Origin of the sequence: Nocardiopsis sp. CNS-639, assembly GCF_000381685.1 — a bacterium.
GTDB classification, from domain to species: domain Bacteria; phylum Actinomycetota; class Actinomycetes; order Streptosporangiales; family Streptosporangiaceae; genus Nocardiopsis; species Nocardiopsis dassonvillei.
In genome coordinates, this window is sequence record NZ_KB906864.1 from 42,522 (window position 1) to 62,345 (window position 19,824).

Below are 19,824 nucleotides of genomic sequence, written 5' to 3' on the forward strand. Positions count from 1 at the left end.
GAACCTTCGACGCCGCAGGGCGGGTACGCCGGGATGGCCTCCCAACCAAGAGAGAGCACCATGAGTGACATCGAGCGCGAGGTCCACGCGGTAGCCGGGCGGGCCAGGGACGCGGCGGCCGACCTCGCCCCGCTCAGCCGGGCGGTCAAGGACGCCGCACTGCTGGCGATCGCCGACGCCCTGGTCAAGCGGTCCGACGAGATCACCGCGGCCAACGCCGAGGACGTGGCGCGGGCCCGCGAGGACGGCACCAGCCCGGCCATGGTCGACCGGCTCACCCTCACCCCGCAGCGGATCGAGGCCATCGCCGAGGCCGTCCGCGAGATCGTCGAGCTCCCCGACCCGGTGGGCGAGTCCGTGCGCGGATCCGTGCTGCCCAACGGCCTGGACCTGCGCCAGATCCGGGTGCCGCTCGGTGTCATCGGCATCATCTACGAGGGCCGCCCCAACGTCACCGTGGACGCCGCCGCCCTGTGCCTCAAGAGCGGCAACGCCGCCCTGCTGCGCGGCTCCTCCTCCGCCTACTCCTCCAACACCGCCATCGTCGGGGTCCTGCGGGACGCCCTGGAGGGCACCGGGGTCCCGGTGGACGCCGTCCAGATGGTGCCCGGCCGCACCCGCGAGTCCTCCACCGCGCTCATGCGGGCGCGCGGCCTGGTGGACGTGCTCATCCCGCGCGGCGGGGGCTCCCTCATCCAGGCCGTGGTGCGCGACTCCACCGTGCCGGTCATCGAGACCGGCGAGGGCCTGTGCCACGTCTACGTGGACGCCGACGCCGACCTCGACAAGGCCGTGGCCATCACCACCAACGCCAAGGCGCAGCGCTGCTCGGTGTGCAACTCCGCCGAGACCCTGCTGGTGCACGAGGCCGTGGCCGAGGAGTTCCTGCCGCGCGTGCTGCGGGCCCTCGGCGAGAGCGGCGTGACCGTGCACGGCGACCCCCGGGTGCTGGAGGCCGCCGCCGCCCACCCGACCGGGGCCCGGGTGGTCGAGGCCACGGAGGAGGACTGGGCGACCGAGTACCTGTCCATGGACCTGGCCGTGCGCGTGGTGCCCACCATCGATGAGGCGCTGGCCCACATCCGCAGGTACTCCACCCAGCACACCGAGGCCATCGTCACCGACTCGCTGAAGGCCTCCCGGTACTTCGTCTCCCGGGTGGACTCCGCGGCGGTCATGGTCAACGCCTCCACGAGGTTCACCGACGGCGGCGAGTTCGGCTTCGGCGCGGAGATCGGCATCTCCACCCAGAAGCTGCACGCCAGAGGCCCGATGGGGCTGACCGAGATGACCTCCACCAAGTACGTGGTCACCGGGGACGGCCACCTCAAGTAGCCGCGCGCGCCGGGGCCGCCCTCGCGGTGGCGGCCCCGGGCCGAAAAGGACCGCACGCCACGGGGCCGACCGCGGCGCCGGCCTGACGCGTGTGTCCGTTGTGCGACCGAGAGTCACTTCCGGGGTTCGAGGGACCGTTGGCATCTGGAGCGTTTTCCCGCTGGAAACCTGGACAGAAGCGAATCTTCGTCTAGCACGTATTCCCAAAGGGACGGCTGGTCGGTAATTTCACTGTGGTGTCTCACGGCGCGCCTCCGCATCGCTCGGAGTGTCGCCCCCCCACGGTCACAACGAAAGGAATCCCCCGAATGAAGCTCCGGAGCAAGGTCGCTGCCATCGCCACGACCGCCCTGGCCGTCGGTGGTGTCACGCTGATGGCCTCCCCCGCCCAGGCTGACCTGGTCACCCTCTGCTCGGGCCACGGCGGTGCCATCACCCTGCCCACGGACCTCGCGGTCCCCGCCGGCAAGAGCTGCTTCCTGGACGGCACGGTCATCCAGGGCGACGTCACCGTCCGCCAGGGTGCCAACCTGCACATCATCGGCGGTGAGATCGAGGGGAAGGTGACCGTCCAGCAGGACGCCTACTTCGACTCCCAGGAGAGCTCCGTCGGCGACCGCGTGGTCAACCGCGGCTCCTACGGCACCTACCTGGAGAACAGCTCCACGGGTGCCGCCCTGCGCGCCGTCCCGGTCGACGGCGGCAACACCGACGGCTTCGCCTACGTGGTGGACTCCTCCGTCCACAGCATCAACGCCGAGGTCGGCGCCGTCTACGTCTCCGGCTCGCGCATCGGCGGCGCCGTCAAGGCCGACGGTGTCGAGTACGCCGACATCTACGACTCCGTGGTGCGCGGCGCCCTGACCGTCAACAACCCCGCCAGCGGCGGCATCCTCTGCGACAGCGAGGTGATCGGCGCGGCCACCTACAGCGGCGGCACGGGTCCGGTCGCGGTCGGCGCCGGGGAGCAGGAGGGCTTCTGCTCCTCCGTCAACTACGTCGACGGCGACCTGAGCGTCACCGGCGTCAGCGGCGGCGTCTACATCGACAACAACATCGTCGGCGGTGACCTGTCCACCTCCGCCAACAGCCCGACCGCCCAGATCGGTGAGAGCAACCGCGTCCGCGGTGACATCCTCACCGAGGAGATCGCCCTGCGCAGCTTCTCCGCCGCCGTGGTCGAGGAGTTCGAGGCGCACGAGGACGACCTGGTCGAGGAGGTCGAGGAGGCCCGCTCCACGACCATCGACGAGGCCATGGCCGCCGGTCCCGCCTTCTAGGACCCGCTTTCCGGTCATGCCAGGACGCCCGACAGCGCCGACGGCCCCGCCGTCGGCGCTGCCGTGTGCCGGGGCCCCGCGGCCCCGCCGGAGCGCATCGTGGGGACGCGCGGTGGGGGCGGCGGGGAGAGGGCTGTTACCGTCCGCGGGAGGCCGGCCCGACGACGAGGAGCGACGCGTGCCCACCACCGTGTCCTACGGAGAACACCCCAGCCAGATCGCGCACCTGTGGGAACCGGAGGGCGGCGGGCCCGCGCCCGTCGCCGCCCTGCTGCACGGCGGCTGGTGGCGGGACGGGCTCGACGCCGGGCTCATGGATCCGCTGGCCCGCGACCTGGCCGCCGCCGGGTGGGCGGTGTGGAACGTGGAGTACCGCCGCACCGGCGACGACGGGGGCGGCTGGCCGCAGACGCTCGACGACGTCGACCGCGCCCTGGCGGCCCTCGCCGAGACCGCGGCCCGCGAGCCCGGCCGTTACGACCTGTCCCGCACGGTGTCCGTCGGCCACTCGGCGGGCGGGCACCTGGCCCTGCTCAACGCGCTCCACCCCCGCACGCCCGTGCGCGCCGTGGTCGCCCTCGCGCCTGTCACCGACCCCGAGCGCTGCGCACGGGAGGGACTGGGCGAGGGGGCGGTGGAGCCGTTCCTGGGCCCCGCCCCCTCCGCGCGGGTGTACGCCGCCAGCTCGCCGCTGCTGCGCGTGCCGCTGGGGGTGCCCCAACTCGTCGTACACGGGGACGCCGACCAGCGCGTCCCGGTCGACCACAGTCGCGTCTACGTGGCCGCCGCGCGCGCCGCGGGGGACACCGTGGACCACCACGAGCCGTTCGGAGCCGACCACTTCGCGGTCATCGACCCCGCCCACCCCGCCTGGCGGGGGGTGCGCGCCTACCTCGCCGACCTGCGCTGAGCCGGACACGCCCGAAGACGCGCTCGCACCCCGCGACGTGGGAGACCCCGGCTCAGCGGAGCCGCGCGCCGGGAAGCGCACCCGCCGGACACGCCGGAGGGGCGGCCCGCGTCCGGGGGCCGCCCCTCCGGGCCGGGAACCCGGCACCATCTCCCGCCCGGGCGGCGTCGGCTTCGCGGGTGCCGCCCCTCGCGGCCGGGCACCCGTTTCCCACGCGCGTCGGGAACCGGTGCCGGGTTCCCGGGCGCCGGTGCCGGTGTCGGGGGGAGAGCCCGGTCAGGAAGAGGTTCCCGAGCCCTGGTTGGTGCGGGAGGAGCCGTTGCGCCACCGGTCGGCGACGGTGTCGAAGATCTTGCCGCCCGCGCTGGCCGCGCTGCCCGCGACGTCGCGCAGGGTGCCCAGCAGCGGGTCGCCCGTGCGCTCCCAGGACTGTTTGTAGGAGTCGGCGGCCTTGCGCGCCTCCTCGCCCACCCGGGCGTCGCGGTCGGTGGAGCGGCGCGGGTAGTCGCCGTTGACGATGCTCTGGTAGGAACCGTCCTCGATCCACCGGTGCAGCTCGGCCAGGCGCACCACCGCGAACGGGTGCGTCTGCCCGACCAGGCTGACCAGCTTGATGAGGCTGTCGCGGGCGTCGCCGCCGGACTCGTACTCGCGGGCCTGCTCGAGGAAGGCGTCGGGGTTCATCTCCACGAGCTTGGAGCCGCCCGCCAGCTTCATCAGGGCGCGCTTGCCCGCCTCGGGGTTCTGGCTGGCGAGGATCCCGGCGCGGTCGCAGGACAGCTCGGACTTGCGGTACCACTCCTCCAGCGCGGCCACGATGGCCTGGATGCCGATGAAGCCCAGCGGCACCCACGCCACGCGGGTGGCCAGCCGGATCAGGGCCAGCAGCATGGTGCGGTAGACGGCGTGGCCGCTGAGGATGTGGCCGACCTCGTGGCCGATGACGAAGCGCTGCTCCTCGGCGTCCAGCAGGTCGAACAGGCCCGTGGTCATCACGATGAACGGGCGGTTGCTGCCGATCGCCATGGCGTTCGGCTTCGGGTTCATCTGGATGTAGAGCTCGGGGACCTCGTCCATGTCCAGGACGTAGGCGGCGTCGCGCACGTAGTCGTACACGTGAGGGAACTGGGTGGGACCGACCCGGACGGCACTGGACAGGAACATCAGTCGCAGGGCGCGCTCGTTGAACAGTCCCGACAGGCGTTTGAACACCTCGTCGAACCCGCGCAGCGAGCGCAGCGCCACCAGGGCGCCACGGTCTGCGGGGTGTTCGTAGGCGCGGGGCGAGATCTCGGAGAGCCGGACGCGGACGCGGTCTGGTGTGTTGGCCATATCGGCATGCTATGCGCCGTGATCGCGCTTGGCCACGGTTTCCGGCTTCGAGATATGACGCGATTTCCGAGCGCCGTCGACGCACCCGGGGGAAGGAACCCGGCACGGCGTTCGTTGTCCCGGTGCGAGGACCGAAAAGGGAGGAAGGGGACAGCGGTGGTGCCCTCCGTCGGCTAATCTCGGTTGGCCGATCCCGGCAACGGCAACGTCCACGGCGAAACGGAGCGCACAGTGGCGCACGCAGCTTCCGACGCATCCCGCAACGGGGACTCCCCCGCGCCCCGGGGAGGAACCGGCCCGACCAAGGTCGGCATCATGGGCGGCACCTTCGACCCCATCCACCACGGCCACCTCGTGGCGGCCAGCGAGGTCGCGCACCTCTTCGGCCTCGACGAGGTGGTGTTCGTGCCCACCGGCCAGCCCTGGCAGAAGGACCTGGCCAAGGTGACGCCCTCCGAGGACCGCTACCTGATGACGGTCATCGCCACCGCCGAGAACCCCCAGTTCCGGGTGGACCGCATCGAGATCGACCGTTCGGGGCCCACCTACACCCTCGACACGCTCCGCGAGATGCGCGCCAAGTACGGCCCCCACGTGGAGCTGTACTTCATCACCGGGGCGGACGCGCTGGGCGCCATCCTGAGCTGGCACAACGTCGACGAACTCTTCGAGCTCGCGCATTTCGTAGGCTGTAACCGGCCCGGTCACCACCTCAGTGACACCGGACTGCCCGAGGGCAAGGTCTCCCTGGTGGAGGTCCCCGCGCTGGCCATCTCCTCGACCGAGTGCCGGGAACGCGTCCGCAAGGGCGAACCCATCTGGTACCTGGTGCCCGACGGCATCGTCCGCTACATCAACAAGACCGGGCTCTACCTAGAGAGCTGAAAGGCAGCAAGCACAACGTGACAGCCACCGACAGGGCACTGGAGCTGGTCAGGGTCGCGGCGGAAGCCGCCTCCGACAAGCTCGCCCAGGAGATCATCGCCTACGACGTCAGCGAGCAGCTGGTCATCACCGAGGCCTTCGTGCTGTGTTCGGCCCCCAACGACCGGCAGGTCCGCGCGATCGTCGACGAGGTCGAGGACCAGCTCCGCCTCCAGGCCGGGGCCAAGCCGGTCCGGCGCGAGGGCGAGCGTGACGGCCGCTGGGTCCTGCTGGACTACGCCGACATCGTCGTGCACATCCAGCACGAGGAGGAGCGCGGCTACTACGGTCTCGAACGGCTGTGGAAGGACTGCCCCGAGATCGACCTCCCCGAGGGCGCGCGCGGCGCCCAGCGCACGCCGCTGGACGAGTTCTGACCCCGACCCCACTGCGAGCGGAGAGACACACCACGTGAGCGACACCCCTCGTGTGCTGTTCTGGCGGCACGGACGCACGTCCTGGAACGTGGAGAACCGCTTCCAGGGGCAGACCGACATCGCACTCGATCCGGTCGGCCACGCCCAGGCCAGGCGGGCGGGGGAGCTGCTCGCCTCGTTGAACCCCGACGTCATCGTCGCCTCCGACCTGACCAGGGCCGCCGACACCGCCGGATACCTCTCCCGGGCCTCCGGGGTGCCCGTGGAGTTCGACGAGGGGCTGCGCGAGCGCTTCGGCGGCTCATGGGAGGGGATGACCGGGGCGGAGCTGTCCGCGCGCTGGCCGGTCGAACACGCGCGGATGGACATCCCCGACGGCGAACTCATCGCCGAGGTCGGCGACCGGATGCGCGCCGCCGTCGAACGCGGACTGGGCAAGACCCCGACCGGGGGGCTGCTCGTCGTGGTCAGCCACGGCGCCGCCCTCAGAGTGGGGATCGCCCGGCTGCTGGGGATCCCCGACGAACAGCGCGAGCTCCTGGGACCCATCAGCAACTGCTGCTGGTCGGTGCTCCAGGAACGCCGGGGGCAGTGGCGGCTGATGGAGCACAACGCGGCCAGCCTCCCCGAGCCGGTCGTGCTCAGCGACGACGCCTGAACCGTTTCGACGTTCGGGCCGGATTCCGCTATGGTTCAGGGAGTCGGCAGGACCCCACAGGTCCGATCGACTCCCTTGTGTGCGTCAAGGGGTTGCGGGAATCGGCGGGGCGGATGGGGTGCTCTCCCGCAACGTGGGGCTTCGCCTCTGGGCCCCTGTGGTTGAGGCCGCGTTGATCGGCCGGGTGGGGGCGTGTTTCCTCGCAACGCGGGGCTTTGCCCCGAGGCACCCCCTGTGGTCGGGTTCGCGGGGGTCGGTGGGGTGTTCTCCCGTGACGTGGGGCTTTGCCCCGAGGTGCCCCTTGTGGTCGGGGCCGCGGTGATCGGCGGGGACGTCCTCCCGCGAGGCGGGGCTTCGCCCCGGGACCATGCTGGTCAGCGGTGCAGCCACACCGCCGCGTTTCCCGGGAGCCTCCCGTCCAGGTCCGCGCTGGCCACCAGCACCCGGCCGGGCGGCAGCTCCACCGCCTCCTCGCCCGTGTTGACCAGAACCAGCACGTCCTCACCCCGCCAGTAGGCCAGCACCGGCCCCCGGTTCAGCGTGTCGTCCCAGGTCAGAGTCTCGTCCGAGGAGAACTCCCGGCGGTGTGCCAGAGCCCGGCGGTACAGGGAGAGCACGGACCCGGGGTCGTCGTGCTGGGCCCGCACCGACCACCGGCCCCATCCTTCGGGTTGGGGCAGCCACGGGGTGTCCCCGCCGAACCCGTACGACGCTCCTTCCCGTGTCCACGGCAGCGGCACCCGGCACCCGTCCCGCCCCTTGTCGGTGTGCCCGCTGCGCACCCACCGCGGGTCCTCCAGCGCCCGCGCGGGCAGGTCCGCCACCTCCGGCAGCCCCAGCTCCTCGCCCTGGTACACGTACGCCGCCCCCGGCAGTGACAGCTCCAGCAGTGCCAGCGCCCGCGCCCGCCGCGTGCCCAGCTCCAGGTCCGGCTCCGGGTCGCGCCCGTCGGAGAGCAGCCACGCCTTCTGGTCGGTGCCCGGGGGCAGCCCCAGCACCGACACCGGCCGCACCACGTCGTGGTTGCCGATCACCCACGTGGGCACCGTGCCGACCTGTCTGGCGTCGGCGATCGAGGAGTCGATCACGCCGCGGTAGGCGTCGGCGTCCCACGAGGTCCTCAGGAAGTCGAAGTTGAACGCCTGGTCCAGCTCGTCCGGGCGCGTGTACAGCACCCGCCGCTCACCGGGCAGCCACACCTCGCCCACCGTGGCCCGGGGCGGGTCGAACTCCGTCAGCACCCGCCGCCAGTCCCGGTACACCTCGTGCACCTCGGGCCGGTCCAGGAACGGGTGGTCCGGGTTGGCCGCGATGTCCTCGAACCGGCCGCCCTCCACCAGCACCAGGTCGCGCAGTGGCTCTCGCAGGTCCTTGACCAGCGCGTACGCCACGTCGATCCGGAACCCGTCCACTCCGCGCCCGCTCCAGAACCGCAGGATGCCGCGGAACTCCTCGCGCACCCGCGGGTCGTCCCAGTTCAGGTCCGGCTGCTCGGGCGCGAACATGTGCAGGTACCACTGCCCGTCCGCCACGCGGGTCCACGCCGGGCCGCCGAACGTCGAACGCCAGTTGGTCGGCGGCAGTTCGCCGTCCGCGCCCCGCCCGTCGCGGAACACGTACAGCTCCCGTTCGGGCGACCCGGGGCCGGCCTCCAGCGCCTCCCGGAACCACGGGTGCTCCTCGGAGGTGTGGTTGGGCACGATGTCGACCATCACCCGCAGGCCCAGCGCGTGCGCGGCGGCCACCATCGCGTCGAAGTCCTCCAGGGTGCCCAGGCGCGGGTCCACGTCCCGGAAGTCGGCCACGTCGTACCCGCCGTCCGCCCACGGCGATGTGTAGAACGGCGACAGCCAGATCCCGTCCGCGCCCAGGTCGGCGACGTGGCCCAGGCGCGCGGTGATCCCCGCGATGTCGCCGGTCCCGTCCCCGTCGGCGTCGGCGAAGCTGCGCGGGTAGACCTGGTACAGGACCGCGTCGCGCCACCACTGCTGCATGCTGGTTCCTCCGGGTGGGTCAGGAGAACAGGCCGCGCGTGCTCCGGGGCGCGGCAGTGGACTGCCTCAGGATGAGCTGGGTGGGCATCTCCACCTGGAGGCGCGTGGCCGTCCCGCCGAGGATGCCCACGGTGAGCCGACCCGCGGTCAGCCCGGTGTCGTAGGGGGCCTGGTCGACGGTGGTCAGGTCCATCACCGCCGCGGTGTCGTGGTTGTCGAAGCCCATGAGGGAGATCGACTCCGGCACGCGCACGCCCGAGCGGCGCAGCGTGCGGTACGCGCCCAGAGCGAGGTCGTCGAACTCGGCCAGCACGGCCGTGGGCGGGTCGTGGTCCGACAGCAGCTCGCCCATGGCCAGCTCACCGCCCGTGTGCCCGGTGGCCTTGGCCACGCTCCGCGGCGTCAGTCCCGCCTCCGCCATGGCCGCCCCGTACCCCTCCAACCGGTGCCGCGAGCTGGCGCTGGACCAGGCCTCGGTCCGCGAGGCGATGTAGGCCACGCGCGTGTGCCCCAGGTTGAGCAGGTGCCGGGTGGCCCCCGCGGCGCCTGCCCGGTCGTCGATGTACACGCTGGCCCGATCGGGTGTCCTCTGCCCGACCAGCACCACGGGCACGCCCACGTCGTCGAGCCGGTGGCACTCCTCCTCGGACAGGTCCATGGACACGGTGACCACGGCGTCGGTGTTGCGCCGCAGCGGCAGCGCCCGCGTCCAGCCCTCCCTGGCCCGCGTCTCGCCGACCTGGTAGACGAGCATGTCCAGGTCCGCCTCGCGAAGAGCGTCGCTGACCCCCGCCAGGACCATCCCGAAGAACCACGGCTGGAGGAAGGGCACGACCACCGCGACCCGCCCGGTGCGGCCGGTGACCAGGCCCGAGGCGTTGCGCGAGACCACGTAGGCCAGCTCGTCCGCGGCCCGCTGGACGCGCTGGCGCACCTCCGGGGCGACCCCGGGGGCTCCGCGCAGCACACGGGAGACCGTCGAGAGGGAGACCCCCGCTCGATGGGCGACGTCCCGCATGCTCGCGGGTTGGCTGGCCATGCCGTCCACGGTAGGAGCGCGACCCCGGTTATGGCAACGTTTTCATGAGGACATTCGGACAGCGTGCCTTTCCTTTCCGCGCATGACGTATATCGGAACGCGTTCACTGTTGACTAGATCACACAGTCGATGGCATCGTTTGCGCACGACCACGGGGGGACGTCCCAGCACACACTCGATGCCGCGCGCCCGGAGACCCGTCCGGCGCGGTAAGGAGAGAGCCATGCCAGTGCATTCACACCAGAAGGGGTACACGGTGCGCGCATGCGCTGCCGGGCTCGCCGCACTGAGCCTCACCCTGGCCACCGCGTGCGGCGAACCCCCCGGGGAGGAGACCGCGGGGGAGGGCGGCGAGACCGCGGGCCTGGCCGAGGACCCGGCGTTCGTCTGGGCGGTCACCGGGGCCGACCGCGCGATCCACGAGGAGGTCGCGCGCCTGTGGAACGAGAACAACCCCGACCAGCAGGTCGACATCTTCTTCCTGGCCCCCACCGCCGACGAGCAGCGCCAGGCCATGTTCCAGGACCTCCAGAACCAGGCGGGGGAGTTCGACGTCCTGGGCCTGGACGTCATCTGGACCGGTGAGTTCGCCGAGTACGGCTACGTCGAGAGCCTGGAGGACCTGCGCGGCGAGGTCGAGGGCGTCAGCCTGGAGGGGGCCGTCGACAGCTCCCAGTGGCAGCAGGAGCTGTTCGCGCTGCCCTACTCCTCCAACGGCGCGTTCCTCTACTACCGCACCGACCTCATCGAGGAGCCCCCCACGACCTGGGAGGAGCTCTACGACACCGGCATGGCGGCCGCCGAGGAGGAGGGCATCTCCGCCTACGTCGGCCAGGGCGACCAGTACGAGGGCTTCGTCGTCAACTTCCTGGAGCTGTACTGGTCCGCGGGCGGCCAGCTGTTCGACGACGCCCAGGAGCAGAGCACCTTCCTGGAGGGCGACGCCGCCACCACGGCCCTGGACTTCATGACCGAGGCCTACGAGAGCGGGTTCTACGCCGACGGCTTCGACACCATGGTCGAGGACGACGCGCGCGCCCTGTTCCAGGCGGGCGAGGCCGTCTACATGCGCAACTGGCCCTACGCCATCCCGCTCCTGGCGGGCGAGGGCGACGAGGAGAGCGCGGTCGCGGACGACTTCGCGGTCGCCCCGCTGCCCACCTTCACCGGTGAGGGCACCACCAGTGCGCTGGGCGGTCTCAACAACGCGGTCAGCACGCTGAGCGACAACAAGGAGCTGGCCCGCGAGTTCGTCCTGTGGGCGGCCACCGACCCCGAGGCGCAGGACATCCTGCTCCAGAACAGCCTGCCGCCGACCATGGCGAGCGCCTACGAGAACACCGACGACCCCGACTTCCAGATGCTCGGCGACATCCTCGCCCAGGCCCAGGCCCGCCCGCCGGTGCCCGGCTACAACTCGCTGTCCCTGGCCGTGCAGGACAACCTGCACCCGGCCTTCCGGGGCCAGGAGGAGTCCGGCCCGGCCCTGGAGGCGGTGGACCAGGCGGCCAACGACGCGCTCGAACAAGAGTAGGTCACATGGCGACGACCCAGAGAGTCCGCGTGAGCAGGGGCCTGGGTGAGCGTGCGATGGGGCGGATCTTCCTCGCCCCGTCGTTCGCCTTCATGGCCGTGATCGCGCTCTTCCCGGTCTTCTACGCGATCGGGATGAGCCTCTACGAGATCCGGGGGTTCCGCCAGGAGTTCACCGGCGTCGACAACTACGTCCGCGTCCTGACCGACTCCGGCTTCTTCAACGCCGTCTGGAACACCCTGGTGTTCACGGTCGCGTCGGTGTCGCTGGAGTTCCTCGTCGGGATGGCCTTCGCGCTGATCATGCACCAGGCCTTCCTCGGCCGGGGCCTGACCCGCGCGGTCATCCTGATCCCGTGGGTCATCCCGACCGCCGTGGCCGCGCAGGTGTGGCGGTTCATGTTCGACCCCAACCCGGGCTTCGTGAACGCCGTCCTCGGCACGGACATCAACTGGCTGCGCGACCCGTTCTGGTCGATGGTCGGCATCATCAGCGCCGACGTGTGGAAGACCGCGCCGTTCGTGGCCCTGCTGCTGCTCGCGGGCCTCCAGACCATCCCGAAGGACTACTACGAGGCGGCCAGGGTGGACGGGGCCAACGCGCTCCAGCGCTTCTGGAACATCACCCTGCCGCTGCTGCGCCCGTCGATCGTCGTGGCCCTGCTGTTCCGCACGGTGGACGCCCTGCGCATGTTCGACTTCGCGTACGTGTTCACCGGCTACTCGAACTCGCTGGCCACCCTGTCGGTCTACGCGCAGCGCTACCTGGTCCGGGACCCGGACCTGGGCTACGCCAACGCGTTGTCCACGGTCACGTTCGTCATCGTCATGCTCGTCGGCCTGGCCTTCATCAGCCGGATGGGCCGCCACATGATCGGTGAGGCGCCGCGGAAGGAGAAGCGATGACGGCCGAGACGGTGAGGCCGAGCGGGCCGGTGCACAAGCCGCGCCGACGCGTCCACCCGGCGGTGGGCAACACCCTCAAGCTGCTCGGGCTGGCCGTGGTGCTGCTGTGGTGCCTGTTCCCGTTCCTGTGGATGGGCATGACCAGCCTGCGGACGGGATCGGCGGCGATCACCGATCCGAACATCTTCCAGGGGCCCTTCGACTTCAGCAACTACCGGGAGATCTTCAACCAGGGCTTCCAGTTCGCGCTGCGCAACTCGCTGATCGTGGCGACGGTGACCACGCTGATCTGCATCCCGGTGGCCTCGCTGGCGGGCTACGCCCTGGCCCGGCTGCCGCTGGCGGGCAAGTTCGCGATCCTGGCCGCCACCCTGGTCGCGACCCTGTTCCCGCCGGTGGCGCTGGTCAACCCGCTCTACCAGATGTACCTGCAGCTCAACGAGTGGACCGGGATCAACCTGCTCAACTCCTTCGCGGGCATGATCATCCCGTACGTGGCGCTGACCCTGCCGCTGGCCGTCTTCATCCTCACCACGTTCTTCGCGGGCATCCCCAAGGAGATCGAGGAGTCGGCGAAGGTGGACGGGGCCACCCCGTTCCAGGCCTTCCTGCGCGTGGTGGCGCCGCTGGCGGCGCCGGGCGTGGGAGCGGCGGCCATCCTGACCTTCGTGTACGCCACCAACGAGTTCCTGCTGGCCTTCTCCTTCGCCCCGAACGACCTGAACGTGCAGACGGTCCCGGTCTTCGTGGCGACCTTCCAGCGGGTCGGCTACGAGAACCCGATCGGGCAGATCATGGCCGCGTCGGTCCTGGTGTCGGTCCCGCTGATCATCTTCGCCCTGGTCCTGCAACGCAGGATCGTGGCGGGCCTGACCTCCGGAGCCGTCAAGGGCTGACAGCACGACCGGAAGGAAGCGGACGGGTCCCGGCGGCGCACGGCGTCTCCGGGACCGGCTCCGTGTCCGCGTCAGCGGCGCACGACGTCGCTCCCGTCCAGGTCCTTCGCGTCCTTGCCCATCAGCTCGGCGGTGATCTGCAACTCGGCCAGCGTCGCGCGCAGCACGTGCTCCACGCCCGCGGCACCGCCCACGGCCAGCCCGTACACCCACGGCCGCCCCAGCAGCACCGCCTCGGCCCCCAGCGCCATCGCCACGGCCACGTCGGCGCCCGAGCGCACACCCGAGTCGAACAGCACCGCGGCGCGGTCGCCGACCGCGTCCACCACCTCGGGCAGGGCGTCCAGCGCCGCCACGGCGTTGTCGACCTGCCGGCCGCCGTGGTTGCTGACCACGATCCCGTCCACGCCCGCCGCCACCAGGTCGGCGGCCTCGTCTCCGCGCACGACGCCCTTGACCAGTACCGGCAGGTCCGTCCACCGGCGGATGCGGGCGATGTTGTCGGTGCTCAGGGACCTGCTGGCGAACGCGCCCAGGAAGTGGAACACCGCCTCGGTGAACACCCCGCCCGGCTCCGGGTCGGCCTTGAGCCGGGACCGGAACTCCGGGTCGCTGAAGTAGTTCGCCGTGCCCTGGCTGCGCAGGAACGGCAGGTGGCCCAGCGCCAGGTCACGGGGCCGCCACCCCAGTCGCTTGGTGTCGGCGGTGACGACGACCGCCTCCGCCCCCGCGGCCGTCGCCCGCCGCACGAACGACTCGGCCAGCGCGTCGTCGCCGGGCCAGTACAACTGGTACCACCAGGAGTCGACCGCCTCGGCGACCCGCTCCATCGGGGTGGAGGCGGCCGTGGACAGCACCATCGGCACGCCCACGGCGTTGGCGGCCTCGACCACGGCGAGCTCCGCCTCCTCGTGCACCTGCTCCAGGACCCCGATCGGTGCGGTCAACAGTGGTGTGGCGTACTCCCTGCCGAACAGGGTGACCCCCAGCCCCCCTGCCCCCTCGGCTCCCGGCCGCAGGCTGCGCGGGCGCAACGCGTAGCGGGAGAACGCGTCCACGTTGGCGCGGGCGGTGCGCTCCCGTCCCGCACCGCCCTCCACGTAGCCGAAAGGACCCGGCTCCATGGCCCTCTCGGCCAGGTCGCGCAGGTCCTCGTGGTGGTAGGGCAGCCCGGGCAGGATGCCGTTGGTCGCGTCGGCGTAGACGCCGTCCTGGTACTGGGCGAAGTCGGTCATGGTTCCCTCGCTGGCGCCGCGGCGCCGGGTACGGGCACCGCGGGGCACGGCGCACGGGACGGAAAAGAGGACGGACCGGGCCACGGGGAGGCGTGCCCCCGCAGCCGTGGCCGTCGAACCGCTCGCGCCCACCGGTTCTGGCCGGATGCTACCGCGCGCTCACGTGACCGGCGTCACCCGGTCCGCCTCGGTCCGGTCACCGCCCGGGTCCGGAGCCCCGGACTCGGCGATGTGCAGCGCCGTGACCAGCTCCCGGTACAGGTCGTCCCGGTCCATCAGCTCCCGGTGCGTGCCCCTGGCCCGCACCCGTCCATCCTCCATCAGCACGATGGTGTCGGCGTGGATCACGGTGGACAGCCGGTGCGCGATGGTCACCACGGCCGCCCGCGCGGCGTGGGCGCGTACGCTCTCGGTGATGGCGGCCTCGGTGATCGCGTCCACCTGCGAGGTGGCCTCGTCCAGCAGCAGCACGTCCGGCGAGCGCAGCAGGGCGCGGGCCAGGGCGATGCGCTGGCGCTGGCCCCCGGAGAAGGACGTGGCGTCCAGCGGGGTGTCCAGCCCCTCCTCCAGGGCGTCGATCTTGTCGGCCAGCCGCACCTGGCCCAGGACCCGGCGCACCTCCTCCTCGGTGGCGTCGGGGTGGCTGAACAGCAGGTTCTCCCGGATGGTGCCGGGGATGACCGGGGTGTCCTGCTCCACGTAGGCGAAGCGGCCGCGCACCTGCCCGGGGGTGAACTCCCGGTAGGGGGTCCCGTCCAGGAACAGCTGCCCCTCCTCGGGTTCGAGGAAGCGCAGCAGCAGCGAGAACACGGTGGTCTTGCCCGCGCCGGAGGGCCCAACGATCGCGGTGTGCCCGCGCCGGGGGACGGCCAGGTCCACGCCGTCCAGCGCGGACTCGGCGCCGGGCGCGTACCGGGCGGTGACCCCGCGCAGTTCCAGCAGCGCGCCCGAGCGGTCCCCGTCCGGGGAGGGGACCGGTGCGCCCGTGTCCGCCGCCTCGGAGGAGGGTTCGAGCGGAATGGCCTCCACCTCGCGGATGCGTCTGGCCGCGGCCACGCCCGACTGGAGGGTGGTGACGCTCTGGGACAGCTCCATGACCGGGGTCATCAGGGTGAACGCGTAGAGCAGGAAGGCGATGAGGGTGGAGACCTCGATCGCGCCCGAGGACACCCGCAGCGCGCCCACGCCCAGGATGGAGATGATGGCGAGCTGGATCCCGCTGAACGCGATCGTCCAGGCGACCGCCTCGCGCCGCACCGAGCGCACGCCGTGCCGCGCGGACTCCCGCGCGTGTTCGAGGATCTGGCCGCTCAGGCGCTCCTCGGCCCGGCTGACCTTGACCGTGCGCACCGCGCGCAGCGCGCCGTCGAGCATGCCGCCCATCAGGCCCAGGGAGTTCTGCGCCCTCTCCTGCGCCTTGGCCAGGGCGGGCATCAGGGTCAGGAACAGGACGGTGACCACGAGCACCGCGACGAAGGTGACCGTGAGCAGGAACAGGTCCAGCACGCCCATCATGACCAGCGTTCCCACCAGCAGCACGCCGCCGTTGATGAGGCTGATGACGCTGCTGGAGGCGGCCTCGCGCAGCAGGACCGTGTCGGAGGTCGCCCGGGTGACGAGTTCGCCGGAGGAGCGGCGCGACAGCGGGATGAGCGCGGCGCGGAAGTAGCGGCGCACCAGCGAGGTGCGCGCGTCCAGCACCACCTTCTCGGCGACGGTGCCCAGGAGGATCCAGTGCCACAGTCCGGACACCGTGCCCAGCACGAACAGGCCCAGCAGCAGGGCGATCGGCACGAGCAGGCCGCCCCCGCCGGAGACGGTGTCCAGGACCAGCTTGATCACCATCGGGTTGGCGAGTTCGAGCGCCGAGCCGAACAGGGCCAGCACCAGGCCCAGCGCCAGCTTGTTCCGGTGCGGGCGCACGAACGACCACAGCACCCGGAGCTGGGCGAACCGGGGTTCGGGCGCACCCGGTTGCGAGCCGGTGTCTACTTTCGATGGATCAGTCATGTTTCAAAGTAGGTCATAGGTGACCGATTATTGTCAACCAATTACCGACAAGCCTAGGATGAGGGCATGGTGAAGAGCGCTCCCTCAGACGAAGAGACGAGGACCCGCGCCCGGACCCGGCGCGCGATCCTCGAAGCGGCGGTGAAGGTGCTCGGGGAGAACTCCTCGGCCCCCCTGTCCCAGGTGGCCAGAACCGCGGGTGTGGCGCGCAGCACGCTCCAGCGCTACTTCGCCGAACGCGCCGACCTGGTGTGCGCCCTCGGCGAGTACGCCGACGAGCTCATCAACGAGGCCACCGAACGGGCGCGCACCGCCGAGGGCACCGGACTGGAGGCCTTCCGGCGCCTCGTGCCCGAGTACTTCGGACTCCAGAAGGTGATCATGCTGGCCTTCGGGTCCGACGACTCCTGGGACGAGGTGCTGGAGGAGGAGTGCGGGGAGGCGGACCGGGCCCTGTTCGCCCTGGTCGAGCGGGGCCACGCCGACGGCAGCATCGACCCCAGGATCACCCCGATATGGGCGCAGCAGCTCCTGTGGTCGGGGCTCTACGCGGCCTGGGCCTACGTGAGCGTCAGCCGCACGCCCGCCTACGAGGCCCTCAACCTGTGCGTGCACTCGCTGGTCAAGGCCATCGCGAACCCCGACCGCGACGGCACGGGCGACTGACCCGGGGGCGGCGCGAGGACGGGCGCCCGCCCCGGCCGGCGCGTCGGGGAACCCGCGGGGGAGAGGACTACAGGTACAGGCCGGTGCCGCGCTCGGGGGCCTCGTTGGCCACGGCGTGCACGTCGCGCTCGCGCAGGATCACGTAGCGCTCGCCGTTCAGCTCCACCTCGCCCTGCTCCTCGGGATCGAAGAGCACCCGGTCCCCGGTCTTGACGTGGCGGGCGCTGGTCCCGGCGCCGACGACCTCCCCCCACGCGAGCCTGGTCGCCAGCTTGACCGTGTCCGGGATGACCAGGCCGGCGCTGCTGCGCCGCTCGGTCCTGTCCGGGACCGTCTTCACCAGCAGGCGGTCGTGGAGCATCTGGATCTCAAGCTTTGATTCGGGCACCACTCCAGGGTATTCGGCGCGGAAACCGGCCACCGCACGTCCACCCGAGTGCCCCGAGGTCGCAACCCACTCCCAACCTCCGGTACAGTAATTCCATCGCCGAGCGGGGGAACCGCCCGGCATACACAAAAGCAAGGGGGTTGCGGGAATCGGCGGGGCGGATGGGGTGCTCTCCCGCAACGTGGGGCTTCGCCTCTGGGCCCCTGCGGTTGAGGCCGCGTTGACCGGCCGGGCGGGCGGCGCGTTCCCTCGCAACGCGGGACTTCGCCCCGGACTCGCGAGGCGCCCCCTGCGGTTGAGGCCGCGTTCCCTTCTTTCCGAGACGCTCCTCCTGTGGGTGCGCCCGGGTTCCGTGTTCGAGCCGCGCCGTCAGTACCGGTGGAACGTCCACTTCCCGGGGGCGGCTGCATCGTGGTATTCGGGATTAGGTTAGCCTCGCCTGGCTTGCGTCAAGGCTTCCCTCAGGAGTTCCCATGCCCCGCACCTCACGGCCCCTCCGGATCCACCCCATCGTGCTGCGCCGCGCGGAGGTGGCCCGCGTCGTCGACGTCACGCCGAACATGCGCCGGATCACTCTGACGGGAGACGAGCTCACCGCGGGGAAGATGGGCCGGGGCTACGAACGCCCCGCGTTCCGCTCGGACGGGTTCGACGACCACGTGAAGCTCGTCATCCCGCCGACCGACGGCCCGCTGCCGCATGTCGGTACGCAGGAGGAGAAGCGGTTCGCGTGGAACCCCGAGGTGCTCGCCCTGACCCGCGACTACACGGTGCGCTCGTACGACCCGGAGGCGAACACCTTCGACATCGACGTCGTGCGCCACGACCACGGCCTGGCCGCGGCCTGGGCGTTCCGCGCGCGGCCGGGGGACCGGATCCACTTCGCGGGCCCCAAGTCGTGCGCGCTGCGCAACGACGAGGCCGAGTGGCACCTGCTGGCCGGAGACGAGACGGCGCTCCCGGCGATCGGCCGCTGGCTGGAGGAGGCCCCCGAGGGCACGCGCGGGCACGTGATAGTCGAGATCCCGACCGAGGCCGACCGCCAGGACATCCCGACCGCCGCGGACGTCAGCATCGAGTGGCTCGTGCGCGGCGACCTCCCCGCGGGCACGGGCACGCAGCTGTTCGACGCCGTGCGGCGCGTGGCGGTGCCGGACCAGCGCGTCTACGCCTGGGTCGGCGGCGAGGCGATGACCATCGCCCCCATCCGCCGCTACCTGCGCGGGGACCTGGGACTCGCCAAGGAGGACGTCGAGGTCGTCGGGTACTGGCGCAGGCCCAGGAGCACGGACGGCAGCGCGCCGCGCGACGACGCCGAGCGCCTCGCTCCCGCGGACACCGGCGGCACGACCCCCGCCGAGCTGCTGCACGAGGTGCACGAGATGACCGAGCTGGCGCCGCCGATCATCACACGCGTCGCCGTCACGCTGGGGATCGGCCCGCTCATCACCTACGGCGTCCGCACCCGCGACGAGATCGCCCGCGAGACCGGCGTGGAGCCGACCCGCCTCGCGCCCCTGCTCGACGCGATGGCCGCGCTGGGGCTGGTGGAGCGGGACGGCGACCGCTACCGCAACACCGCCCGCGGCGGCGTCCTCATGGAGGAGACGGCGATCGAGGAACTCTCGCTCGACAACCCGGCCAACCGCGAGGCGCTCGCCCTGGTCGACCTCCTCGACGTGCTGCGCTCGGGCCGCTCCTCGCCGCGCCTGGGCGCGGCGTCGTGGCGTGAGCGCCGGGCGGCCGACGGAGCGCTCGACGGCGTCCACCACGACCGTGCCGCGGACAACCTCCAGTACGTGCTCGAACCGCTCGCGCGGATCGCCCCGGTCGCGGACGCGCGCACCCTTGCCGTCTTCGGCGACGCGGCCCCGTTCGTGGCCTCGCACCTCGCACGCGGGCGCACCGTGCAGCTGCCGGGCGACGCCGACCCCGCCTGGCCCGCGCACGACTGCGCCGTCCTCGTCGGAGCGCTGGAGGGCCGGTCCGACGAGGAGGCGCTCCTCCTGCTGCGCGCCGCGTTCGCCGCGGGGCCCGCCCTGGTGCTCGCCGAGCGCACGTCCGACAAGGCCGCCACCGACGACCACGCCGCCGAGCACGCCCTGACGAGTCTCGCGGTCACCGGCTCGGTGCTGCGGACCCGGGAGCGCATCGGCGGCCTCCTGCGCGCCGCCGGGGCGTCGCGGGTGGAGGCCACCACCCTGGGCTGGGGTTTCGGCCCGTTCGGGACAGTGACCGTCGCACATGCGTGAACTCGCCGCGCCCGGCCGCGCCCGGCCGCGCCCGGCCGCGCGCGGGCCGCTGGGTCCCCCTCTCGTGCGTCGCGCGGGTCTGGGACCGC

General features: G+C 71.9%; 17 protein-coding genes. 11 read left to right on the forward strand and 6 right to left on the reverse strand.

From position 1 onward, the window contains the following. The first annotated feature begins 60 nt into the window (after positions 1 to 60). The 3 genes from G011_RS0117430 (at position 61) to G011_RS0117440 (ending at position 3,525) form a co-directional block, all read left to right on the forward strand. On the forward strand, positions 61 to 1,335 hold the full coding sequence (locus G011_RS0117430; RefSeq protein ID WP_013154376.1) for a glutamate-5-semialdehyde dehydrogenase: 1,275 nt from the start codon (positions 61 to 63) through the stop codon (positions 1,333 to 1,335). A gap of 308 nt (positions 1,336 to 1,643) precedes the next feature. Beyond that, a complete protein-coding gene (locus G011_RS0117435) occupies positions 1,644 to 2,615 on the forward strand; it encodes a hypothetical protein (protein WP_019609612.1) in 972 nt (323 codons plus the stop codon). Positions 2,616 to 2,793: 178 nt separating this feature from the next. After that, on the forward strand, positions 2,794 to 3,525 hold the full coding sequence (locus tag G011_RS0117440) for a S9 family peptidase (protein WP_019609613.1): 732 nt from the start codon (positions 2,794 to 2,796) through the stop codon (positions 3,523 to 3,525). A gap of 276 nt (positions 3,526 to 3,801) precedes the next feature. On the opposite strand, the gene G011_RS0117445 is transcribed toward G011_RS0117440, so the two are convergent. Further along, positions 3,802 to 4,857, reverse strand: a complete 1,056-nt coding sequence (locus tag G011_RS0117445) for a M48 family metallopeptidase (protein ID WP_013154373.1) — start codon at positions 4,855 to 4,857, stop codon at positions 3,802 to 3,804. Positions 4,858 to 5,088: 231 nt separating this feature from the next. Between G011_RS0117445 and nadD the strand changes: the two genes are divergently transcribed. From nadD to G011_RS0117460, 3 genes are read left to right on the forward strand one after another with little or no spacing between them, the layout of a single operon-like run. Further along, positions 5,089 to 5,742 carry a nicotinate-nucleotide adenylyltransferase gene (gene nadD / locus G011_RS0117450; RefSeq protein ID WP_255342147.1) on the forward strand — a complete coding sequence of 218 codons (654 nt, stop codon included), beginning with the start codon at positions 5,089 to 5,091 and terminating at the stop codon, positions 5,740 to 5,742. A 17-nt stretch (positions 5,743 to 5,759) separates the two neighbouring features. Further along, the gene (rsfS, locus tag G011_RS0117455) at positions 5,760 to 6,158 is read left to right on the forward strand and encodes a ribosome silencing factor (protein ID WP_013154371.1); all 399 of its coding nucleotides are present in this window, start codon (positions 5,760 to 5,762) and stop codon (positions 6,156 to 6,158) included. Between the two features lie 34 nt (positions 6,159 to 6,192). Next, positions 6,193 to 6,816 carry a histidine phosphatase family protein gene (locus G011_RS0117460; protein ID WP_026338398.1) on the forward strand — a complete coding sequence of 208 codons (624 nt, stop codon included), beginning with the start codon at positions 6,193 to 6,195 and terminating at the stop codon, positions 6,814 to 6,816. Between the two features lie 374 nt (positions 6,817 to 7,190). Here G011_RS0117460 and G011_RS0117465 read toward each other — a convergent pair whose 3' ends face one another. Next, the gene (locus G011_RS0117465; protein WP_019609616.1) at positions 7,191 to 8,810 is read right to left on the reverse strand and encodes a glycoside hydrolase family 13 protein; all 1,620 of its coding nucleotides are present in this window, start codon (positions 8,808 to 8,810) and stop codon (positions 7,191 to 7,193) included. 19 nt (positions 8,811 to 8,829) lie between these two features. Further along, complete coding sequence (locus G011_RS0117470; RefSeq protein ID WP_036552793.1) at positions 8,830 to 9,849, reverse strand: LacI family DNA-binding transcriptional regulator; 1,020 nt, start codon at positions 9,847 to 9,849, stop codon at positions 8,830 to 8,832. A gap of 223 nt (positions 9,850 to 10,072) precedes the next feature. Here G011_RS0117470 and G011_RS0117475 point away from each other — a divergent pair, with 223 nt between their 5' ends. From G011_RS0117475 to G011_RS0117485, 3 genes are read left to right on the forward strand one after another with little or no spacing between them, the layout of a single operon-like run. Further along, positions 10,073 to 11,383, forward strand: a complete 1,311-nt coding sequence (locus G011_RS0117475) for an ABC transporter substrate-binding protein (protein ID WP_026338399.1) — start codon at positions 10,073 to 10,075, stop codon at positions 11,381 to 11,383. A gap of 56 nt (positions 11,384 to 11,439) precedes the next feature. Beyond that, a complete protein-coding gene (locus G011_RS0117480; RefSeq protein ID WP_019609619.1) occupies positions 11,440 to 12,288 on the forward strand; it encodes a carbohydrate ABC transporter permease in 849 nt (282 codons plus the stop codon). Then, complete coding sequence (locus G011_RS0117485) at positions 12,285 to 13,184, forward strand: carbohydrate ABC transporter permease (protein WP_013154366.1); 900 nt, start codon at positions 12,285 to 12,287, stop codon at positions 13,182 to 13,184. The genes G011_RS0117480 and G011_RS0117485 overlap by 4 nt, the downstream gene beginning before the upstream one ends. 71 nt (positions 13,185 to 13,255) lie before the next feature. Here the strand turns inward: G011_RS0117485 and G011_RS0117490 are convergent, their stop codons facing one another. Next, complete coding sequence (locus G011_RS0117490) at positions 13,256 to 14,419, reverse strand: alpha-hydroxy-acid oxidizing protein (protein ID WP_019609620.1); 1,164 nt, start codon at positions 14,417 to 14,419, stop codon at positions 13,256 to 13,258. 159 nt (positions 14,420 to 14,578) lie between these two features. Next, positions 14,579 to 16,357: an ABC transporter ATP-binding protein gene (locus tag G011_RS0117495; RefSeq protein ID WP_019609621.1), complete on the reverse strand. Its 1,779-nt coding sequence runs from the start codon at positions 16,355 to 16,357 to the stop codon at positions 14,579 to 14,581. A 138-nt stretch (positions 16,358 to 16,495) separates the two neighbouring features. On the opposite strand from G011_RS0117495, the gene G011_RS0117500 reads away from it, so the two are divergent. After that, positions 16,496 to 17,095: a TetR/AcrR family transcriptional regulator gene (locus G011_RS0117500; protein ID WP_019609622.1), complete on the forward strand. Its 600-nt coding sequence runs from the start codon at positions 16,496 to 16,498 to the stop codon at positions 17,093 to 17,095. Between the two features lie 67 nt (positions 17,096 to 17,162). Here G011_RS0117500 and G011_RS0117505 read toward each other — a convergent pair whose 3' ends face one another. Further along, the gene (locus G011_RS0117505) at positions 17,163 to 17,456 is read right to left on the reverse strand and encodes a co-chaperone GroES (RefSeq protein ID WP_019609623.1); all 294 of its coding nucleotides are present in this window, start codon (positions 17,454 to 17,456) and stop codon (positions 17,163 to 17,165) included. Between the two features lie 500 nt (positions 17,457 to 17,956). Between G011_RS0117505 and G011_RS0117510 the strand changes: the two genes are divergently transcribed. Further along, positions 17,957 to 19,735, forward strand: coding sequence for a siderophore-interacting protein (locus tag G011_RS0117510; protein WP_019609624.1), 1,779 nt, complete (start codon positions 17,957 to 17,959; stop codon positions 19,733 to 19,735). Positions 19,736 to 19,824: the final 89 nt, after the last annotated feature.

Excerpts from the sequence above, each read along its gene's own strand:
- G011_RS0117465 (WP_019609616.1), bottom strand. The coding sequence starts at position 8,810 with ATGCAGCAGTGGTGGCGCGACGCGGTCCTGTACCAGGTCTACCCGCGC.
- G011_RS0117490 (WP_019609620.1), bottom strand. The coding sequence starts at position 14,419 with ATGACCGACTTCGCCCAGTACCAGGACGGCGTCTACGCCGACGCGACC.
- G011_RS0117505 (WP_019609623.1), bottom strand. The coding sequence starts at position 17,456 with ATGCTCCACGACCGCCTGCTGGTGAAGACGGTCCCGGACAGGACCGAG.
- G011_RS0117485 (WP_013154366.1), top strand. The coding sequence starts at position 12,285 with ATGACGGCCGAGACGGTGAGGCCGAGCGGGCCGGTGCACAAGCCGCGC.
- G011_RS0117435 (WP_019609612.1), top strand. The coding sequence starts at position 1,644 with ATGAAGCTCCGGAGCAAGGTCGCTGCCATCGCCACGACCGCCCTGGCC.
- G011_RS0117430 (WP_013154376.1), top strand. The coding sequence starts at position 61 with ATGAGTGACATCGAGCGCGAGGTCCACGCGGTAGCCGGGCGGGCCAGG.
- G011_RS0117445 (WP_013154373.1), bottom strand. The coding sequence starts at position 4,857 with ATGGCCAACACACCAGACCGCGTCCGCGTCCGGCTCTCCGAGATCTCG.
- G011_RS0117500 (WP_019609622.1), top strand. The coding sequence starts at position 16,496 with ATGGTGAAGAGCGCTCCCTCAGACGAAGAGACGAGGACCCGCGCCCGG.
- G011_RS0117480 (WP_019609619.1), top strand. The coding sequence starts at position 11,440 with ATGGGGCGGATCTTCCTCGCCCCGTCGTTCGCCTTCATGGCCGTGATC.
- G011_RS0117475 (WP_026338399.1), top strand. The coding sequence starts at position 10,073 with ATGCCAGTGCATTCACACCAGAAGGGGTACACGGTGCGCGCATGCGCT.
- G011_RS0117470 (WP_036552793.1), bottom strand. The coding sequence starts at position 9,849 with ATGGCCAGCCAACCCGCGAGCATGCGGGACGTCGCCCATCGAGCGGGG.
- G011_RS0117510 (WP_019609624.1), top strand. The coding sequence starts at position 17,957 with ATGCCCCGCACCTCACGGCCCCTCCGGATCCACCCCATCGTGCTGCGC.